We start from the raw sequence: 2,123 nt of genomic DNA, 5'->3' as shown, positions 1-2,123 counted from the left end.
GTCTTCCACGAGATCGGCTGGGGGGACTGGTTCCGCTACTTCACCGGTCTGGTCGAGGTCTCCGGCGGCATCGGCCTGCTGGTGCCGCGGCTGTCGGGCCTGGCGGCCGCGGGCCTGTCGATCACCATGGTCTGCGCGGCCGCGACCCAGGCGTTCCTGATGGGCGCGCCCTCGATGGCGATCTTCCCGCTGGCGCTGGCCGCTCTGTTCGCCTGGATGGCCCACGAGCGCGGCATCCGGGTGAGCCGCTGAGAATATTCGTTCGACCTCCGGTCCACCGCCGATCACAATCGGCGGTGGACCTGTGCATGGGTATCGGAAGTCCGTGCGGAAAGATAGGGCGACGTGAGCGTCGACATCATCGAGGAACTGACCTGGCGTGGCCTGATCGCGCAGTCCACCGACCTGGACGAGCTGCGATCGGAACTGGCGAAGGGCCCGATCACGCTCTATGCGGGCTTCGATCCGACCGCGGCCAGCCTGCACGCCGGCCATCTGGTTCCCCTGTTGGCGTTGAAGCGTTTCCAGCGGGCGGGCAACCGGCCCATCGTGCTGGCGGGCGGGGCCACGGGCCTGATCGGTGACCCACGCGATGTCGGCGAGCGGACGATGAATTCCACCGACACCGTGGCCGCCTGGGCCGAGCGCATTCGCGGTCAGCTGTCGCGGTTCGTCGATCTCGACGATCCGGACACCGGCGCGATCATCGCCAACAATCTGGACTGGACCGGACCGCTGAGCGCGGTGGACTTCCTGCGCGATATCGGTAAGCACTTCTCGGTCAACGTCATGCTCGCCCGCGAGACGGTCAAGCGGCGGCTCGAGACCGATGGCATGTCCTACACCGAATTCAGCTACATGCTGCTGCAGGCCAACGACTACCTGCAGTTGCGCCGCAAGTACGGTTGCCGCCTACAGGTCGGCGGGTCGGATCAGTGGGGCAACATCATCGCGGGCGTCGAACTGAACCGCCGCGTCGACAGCGAACATGTGCACGCGCTGACCGTGCCGCTGGTGACCTCGGCCGACGGCAAGAAATTCGGCAAGTCCACCGGCGGTGGCAGCCTGTGGCTGGATCCGGAGATGACCAGCCCGTACGCCTGGTACCAGTACTTCGTGAACACCGCCGACGCCGATGTCGTGCGCTACCTGCGCTGGTTCACCTTCCTCGATCGCGAGGAACTGGACGAGCTGCAGAAGGCGACCGAGGAGCGCCCGCACGCGCGGGAGGCGCAGCGCCGACTGGCTGCGGAGATGACCGATCTCGTGCACGGCGAGGCGAATACGCGCGCGGTGCAGCTGGCCAGCCAGGCGCTGTTCGGTCGCGGCGATCTGGACGGACTCGACGAGAGCACGCTGTCGGCCGCGCTGTCGGAGGCGGCGGGCGAGGGCGGGATCGCCGCGGCGAATCCGGGCGCGACCATCGTCGACCTGCTGGTCGGCGCCGGACTGTCGGAGAGCCGGGGCGCGGCTCGCCGGGCGGTGAACGAGGGCGGGGTGTCGGTGAACAACAACCGCATCGCCGATCCGGAGTGGACGCCGGGCGGATCCGACTTCCTGCACGGGAACTGGCTGGTGCTGCGCCGGGGTAAGAAGAACTTCGCCGGGGTCCGGCGCGCCGGTAGCTGATCGTTGTCATGACCTGGGTCACATCGCGGCGGCCCAGGTCGGACAGCGGACCGATGCCGGGTCGCTGACCTGCGCCGACACTCGCTGTCTTGGGGATTTGACGTTCCGTTATCCGACACGTAACTTATTCAACGTCAGAGCGACACGGACACCGACCGGGCCGAGAGGCCGGGACACGAGGTTGGACGGAAAGAGCGCCTGACCGCTCAGCATGACCGACACGAACTTGGGACTTGACTTCACGGGTTCGAGTGGTTAGGCTGGAAAAGTTGCCTCTCCTGAAGGTCGGAAATCCGGCCCGATGGTTTGTGCGTGTGTTCTTTGAGAACTCAATAGTGTGTCGATGAATGTCAGTGCCAATAATTTTGGCTCCGATGCTCATACCCCCGTGTGGGTGTCGGACATTTAGTCAGCTAATTTCCGGCTGGCGTTGATTTTGTCGGGTTTTCGGACTCTGACCTTTGAATTTTTCTGATTCGCCTTCGGGTGGATTG

2 protein-coding genes are annotated in these 2,123 nt (G+C 65.2%); both read left to right on the top strand.

The features are described 5' to 3' along the window. On the top strand, positions 1–252 hold a 252-nt coding region (locus tag NP4_RS09175; RefSeq protein ID WP_169813699.1), incomplete at its 5' end, for a DoxX family protein. A 93-nt stretch (positions 253–345) separates the two neighbouring features. Beyond that, on the top strand, positions 346–1,629 hold the full coding sequence (gene tyrS, locus NP4_RS09170; RefSeq protein ID WP_067994948.1) for a tyrosine--tRNA ligase: 1,284 nt from the start codon (positions 346–348) through the stop codon (positions 1,627–1,629). The last annotated feature ends 494 nt before the right edge of the window (positions 1,630–2,123 follow it).

It is taken from the genome of Nocardia pseudobrasiliensis NBRC 108224 (assembly GCF_001613105.1).
In the GTDB taxonomy this organism is placed as follows: Bacteria; Actinomycetota; Actinomycetes; order Mycobacteriales; family Mycobacteriaceae; genus Nocardia; species Nocardia pseudobrasiliensis.
The sequence above is the reverse complement of the archived record's forward strand: the minus strand, read 5'-3'. Positions and strand labels throughout refer to the sequence as shown.